This window comes from Streptomyces sp., assembly GCF_035644915.1.
Lineage (GTDB): Bacteria > Actinomycetota > Actinomycetes > Streptomycetales > Streptomycetaceae > Streptomyces.
The window spans coordinates 1-5,356 of the sequence record NZ_DASQNP010000195.1; the positions used below are offsets into that span (position 1 = coordinate 1).

Here is a 5,356-nt window from a genome sequence, read left to right on the forward strand (position 1 = left end):
TCCGCAGGGCGGGCGACTTGCTCTTCGTCACGAGCGCCTCGCGCCCCTTGCGGACCAGCTGGTTGATCGTCGGCATACTCGGTGAGAGCCCTGGGATAGACGAAAAAAAGACTGGCGGAAGCAGAACCGCGCCCCCGCCGCCGCCAACAGGAGTTAGGCGACAGACCGGGAAAGGTAATGGGGTTCCGGGATTGTGTCAACGCCCCGCCCCCGGCTCCCGGGGCGGGACGCGGGGGTCCGGCGGCCGCTCTTGTCCGCTTCCGCTCCCCCGCGCACCTTTGTGCCTCCGGGCGCGCGGCAGGGCCTTTCGCGCCGCTCTCCGCCGACCACGCACTCGAGCATCGAAGCCCATGACCGGGTTCGCCACCCTGGCCGACGTTGAGGCCGCCGAGCGGGTCCCGCTCCGGGAGCGGGAGCTCCCGTCCAGCACCTACGAGATGCTCGCCCGCGCGGCGGCGCAGCACGTCGACCGGACGGCTTTGCGCTTCTTCCCGGCCGCGGCGGCGTACGACCGCCTGACCGACCTCACCTACGGAGAGCTGCTGGAGGCGGTCCACCGCACGGCCAACCTGCTGCACGACCTGGGCGTGGACGGCGAGCAAGTGGTGTCCCTGGTCCTCCCCAACCTCCCCGAGACGCACTTCCTGATCTGGGGGGGCGAGGCGGCGGGGATCGTCAACCCGGTCAACCCGCTGCTGGAGCCGGAGCAGATCGCCGAGATCATGTGCGCCGCCGGGACACGGGTCCTCGCCACGCTCGCCCCCTTTCCCGGCTCCGACCTTTGGGAGAAGGTCGCCTCCATCGTGGACCGGGTCCCTACGCTGGAGACCGTCCTCCGGGTGCACCTGGCCGACTACGTCCCCGGGGCGGAGAGGGCGCCCGCTCCGGAGATCGCGGGCGTCCGCGTGCTGGACCTCCGGCCCGCCATGGCGGAGCACCCCGGCGACCGGCTGGCGAGCGGGCGGAGCATCCAGCCTGACGACCCTGCCGCCTACTTCCACACCGGCGGGACCACCGGCGCCCCGCGGCTCGCCCGGCACACGCACCGCAATCAGGTCTTCGACGCCTGGTCCGCCTCGCTCGCCCTGGACGTCCAGCCCGGCCAGGTGTTCTTCTGCGGGCTCCCCCTCTTCCACGTCAACGGCGTGCTGGTCACGGGGCTGATCCCCTGGAGCCGGGGAGGAACCGTGGTCCTCGGGACGCCGCAGGGATACCGCGGGCCCGGCGTGGCCGCGGCCTTCTGGAAGATCGTGGAGCACTACGGTGTGAACTTCTTCAGCGGCGTGCCCACCCTCTACTCCGGGCTGCTGGACGTGCCCATCGGCGACGCCGACGTGGGCTCGCTCCGGTTCGCGCTGTGCGGCGCCGCCCCCATGCCGACCGAGGTGTTCCGGGAGTTCGAACGGCGCACCGGGGTCCGCATCCTGGAAGGGTACGGCCTGACCGAAGGGACGTGCGTGAGCTGCGTCAACCCACTGCGGGGCGACAGACGCGTCGGCTCCGTGGGACTGCGGCTCCCCTACCAGCAGGTCGCGACGCTCGTGCTCGACCGGGAGGGCAGCTACGTAAGGGAGTGCGAGCCGGGTGAGATCGGGGTGGTGGCGACCCGCGGCCCCAACGTGTTCGCGGGGTACCGGGGCGGCGCCGAGCACGGCGACGCCTGGATCGACACGGGGGACGGGGGCGGCCCGTGGCTGAACACCGGCGACCTGGGCCGGACGGACGAGGACGGCTACCTGTGGCTCACCGGCCGCAGCAAGGAGCTGATCATCCGCGGCGGCCACAACATCGACCCCCGGGTCATCGAGGGGCCGCTGCACGAACACCCCGCCGTCGCGCTCGCCGCTGCGGTGGGTCGCCCGGACCCGCACGCGGGCGAGGTGCCCGTCGCCTACGTGCAGCTCAAGCCCGGCGCCGAGGCCTCCGAGGACGACCTGCTCCGCTTCCTGGCGGGGTGCATCGGGGAGCGCGCCGCCGTGCCGAAGGGGGTGCGCATCGTGGAGCGGATTCCCCTGACGGCCGTGGGCAAGATCTTCAAGCCGCAGCTGAGTTGGCTGGAGGCCGCCGACGTCTACCGCGAGGAGGTCGCCGCGCTGGGGCTGGGAGCGGTGGTTGCGGAGGCAGGGCCCGACCCCGTGCGCGGCACGCGGGTGCGGCTGAAGGTAGAGGCGGGGGACGTGGACCCGGACACGGTGCAGGAGCGAGTCCGCCAGGCGCTCGGCCGCTACACCGTCGCGTACGAGGTGGAGATCGCCGGGTAGACGCCGGACGACGAGCGAAAATGCGAAGCGGCCCCGGGCTGGATGCCCGGGGCCGCTTCGCCGTTCTGGGAGACGGACTGAACTACACGTACCGGCGGAGCCTGCGTGAGGGATTTCGGCCCGAAGGGGCGAGACCCGGGGGGCAGTATCCCCGGGGCTCGACTCCGTTAGGCAGCGTTGTTTGCTGCCTTACGGAGCCGAAGCCCGACCCCGGCGCCAGCCGGGGGCACGCCTAAACCCGCCGTTCAATCAGTCGAGACTTACGCCTCCACCGGCTGGCGCGCCGCCTCTTCCGCGACCGCGGCCGCAGCCTGCGCCGCGCCCTCGTCGCCGAACCCGACCTCCTGGTACCGGTAGATGCCGGTGCCGGCGGGGATCAGGTGGCCGATGATGATGTTCTCCTTCAGCCCCTGCAGGTTGTCCCGGGCGCCGCGGATGGCGGCGTCGGTCAGCACCCGCGTGGTCTCCTGGAAGGAGGCCGCGGAGATGAAGGACTGCGTGGTCAGCGACGCCTTGGTGATCCCGAGCAGCAGCGGCTCGGAGATCGCGGGCCGCTGCCCCCGGTCGAACGCCGCCTGGTTGGCGTCCAGGAACACCGTGCGGTCCACCGTCTCGCCCTCCAGGAACTCCGTCTCACCCGGCTCGGTGATCCGGTTCTTCTGGAGCATCTGGCGGACGATGACGCCGATGTGCTTGTCGTTGATCTTCACGCCCTGCAGGCGGTACACCTCCTGGACCTCGTTGAGGAGGTACTCCTGCACCGCGCGCGGCCCCTTGATCCGCAGGATGTCGTGCGGGTTCACCGGGCCCTCCGACAGGCGGTCGCCGGCGCGCACGCGGTCGCCCTCGTGCACGCGCAGGTGCTTGCCCGACGGCACCTCGTAGGTCAGCGACTCCTCCTCGTTGAGCGAGCCGTCGTCGTTGACCGGCACCACGCGGATCTCGCGCTTGCCGCGCTTGATGTCGCCGAAGCGCACCACGCCGTCCTGCTCGGCGATGGTCGCCGGGTCCTTGGGCTTGCGCGCCTCGAACAGCTCCGCCACGCGCGGCAGGCCGCCCGTGATGTCGCGCGTCTTGTACGCCTCGCGGCTCACCTTCGCGAAGATCCGCCCGGCGTCCACCCGCTCGCCGTCGTCGACCATCAGCACGGCGCCGACGGGGATGATGTAGTCGCGGACGCGCACCTCCTTGCCGCCCTTCTCCTGCCAGATCTCGATGTGCGGGTGGAGCTTCTTCTCGCGGTCCTCGATCACGACGCGCTGGCGCAGGCCGGTGAGCTCGTCGAGCTCCTCGGCGATCGTCTCGTCCTCGTTGAGGTCGACGAAGCGGATGGTGCCCGACACGTCCGAGATGATCGGGTTCGTGTACGGGTCCCAGGTGAAGATCGCCTGGTCGCGCGCCACCTGCTGCCCGTTGTCCACCTCGAGGATGGCGCCGAGCGGCACCTGCACGCGGGCGCCCGCGCCGCCGGCCGCCTCGCCGGTGGTGCGGATCGTCATCTCGCCCTCGTAGCTGGTGACGATGCGCTGCCCCTGCGGGTTGGTGACGAACACCAGCCGGTCGCCGAACTCGATCGTCCCCGCGACCTTGCTGCGCCGCGCGGTCTGCTCGGCGATACGCGCGGCGGCGCCGCCGATGTGGAAGGTGCGCAGCGTGAGCTGCGTGCCCGGCTCGCCGATCGACTGCGCGGCGATGATCCCCACCGCCTCGCCCGGGTCGACCATCTGCATGGTCGCCAGGTTGCGGCCGTAGCACTGCGCGCACAGCCCGCGGCGGGCCTCGCACGTCAGCACCGAGCGGATGCTCACCCGCTCGATCCCGGCCTCCTCGACCTCGCGCGCCGTGTCCTCGTCGATGAGCGTGCCCTTGGCCGCGAGCACGCGCGGCCGGCCGTCCGTGCCGCTCATCTGCGGGTCGATCACGTCCTCCGCGGCGACGGTGCCGACGATCCGCTCGGCCAGCGCCTCGATGACGTCCTCGCCCTCCTTCAGCGCCTCGACCTCGAGCCCGGTCTCGGTGCCGCAGTCGTGCTCCTGGATCGTCATGTCCTGCGCGACGTCCACGAGGCGCCGCGTCAGGTACCCGGCGTCGGCCGTCTTGAGCGCCGTGTCGGCCAGGCCCTTCCGCGCGCCGTGCGTCGACGTGAAGTACTCGAGCGTCGAGAGCCCCTCGCGGAAGTTCGCCTTGATGGGCGCCTCGATGATCTCGCCGATGCCGCCGGTGAGCTTCTTCTGCGGCTTGGCCATCAGGCCGCGCATGCCGGCGAGCTGGCGGATCTGGTCGCGGCTGCCGCGCGCGCCCGAGTCGAACATCATGAACACCGGGTTGAAGCCGCCCTTGTCCTGCCGGAGCGACTTCACCATGGCGTCGGCGATGTCCGTGTTCGCGTGCGTCCAGGTGTCGATGACCTTGTTGTAGCGCTCGCCGTTCGTGATGTTGCCCGTCGCGTAGGCCCGCTGGAAGCGCTCGACGCGCTCGCCGGCCTCCTGCAGCAGCTGCTCCTTCTCGGCCGGGATGTGCAGGTCCTCGATGCCGATCGACACGCCGCCGCGCGTCGCGTTCGTGAACCCGAACGTCTTGAGCCGGTCGAGGAACTGCACCGTCTCCGACAGCCCGGCGCGCCGGTAGCTCTCGAACACGAGCTCGCCGAGCGCCTTCTTCTTCATGTCGCGGTTCTGGAACGGCAGCGCCGTCGGGATGATCGCGTTGAACAGCACGCGCCCCGCCGTGGTCACCTCGTGCCGCCGCCCCTGCTCGTCCTCGATCAGGTAGCGGATCGGCGTGGCGTACTGCAGGCGCCCCAGCGCCATCGCCATCTCGACCTCGCCCACGGTGCTGAACGCCTTGAGCGACGACGCCTTGGCCGCGTCCTTGACGTACGTGTCGAAGTCGGCCGGCGCCTTCGTCGCGAAGTAGCAGCCGAGCACGATGTCCTGCGACGGCTCGGCCACCGGCCGCCCGTCGGAGGGCTTGAGGATGTTGTTCGAGGACAGCATGAGGACGCGCGCCTCGGTCTGCGCCTCGAACGAGAGCGGCACGTGCACGGCCATCTGGTCGCCGTCGAAGTCGGCGTTGAACGCCGCGCAGACGAGCGG

2 protein-coding genes and 2 pseudogenes are annotated in these 5,356 nt (G+C 71.1%); 1 reads left to right on the forward strand and 3 read right to left on the reverse strand.

What is annotated here, in order from left to right; all coding sequences use genetic code 11:
* A pseudogene (rpsL, locus tag VE546_RS27900) lies at positions 1-76 on the reverse strand (30S ribosomal protein S12); the annotation flags it as partial.
* A 274-nt stretch (positions 77-350) separates the two neighbouring features.
* Here rpsL and VE546_RS27905 point away from each other — a divergent pair.
* Entirely contained in the window at positions 351-2,261 is a 1,911-nt protein-coding gene (locus VE546_RS27905; RefSeq protein WP_324924891.1) for an acyl-CoA synthetase, read from the forward strand.
* A gap of 260 nt (positions 2,262-2,521) precedes the next feature.
* Here VE546_RS27905 and VE546_RS27910 read toward each other — a convergent pair whose 3' ends face one another.
* Complete coding sequence (locus VE546_RS27910) at positions 2,522-5,188, reverse strand: hypothetical protein (protein WP_422664566.1); 2,667 nt, start codon at positions 5,186-5,188, stop codon at positions 2,522-2,524.
* Positions 5,170-5,356, reverse strand: a pseudogene (locus VE546_RS28060) (hypothetical protein); the annotation flags it as partial. The gene VE546_RS27910 and the pseudogene VE546_RS28060, both read right to left, overlap by 19 nt.

Bases quoted from the DNA above. Each gene is read 5' to 3' on its own strand.
- VE546_RS27905 (WP_324924891.1), top strand. From the start codon at position 351: ATGACCGGGTTCGCCACCCTGGCCGACGTTGAGGCCGCCGAGCGGGTC.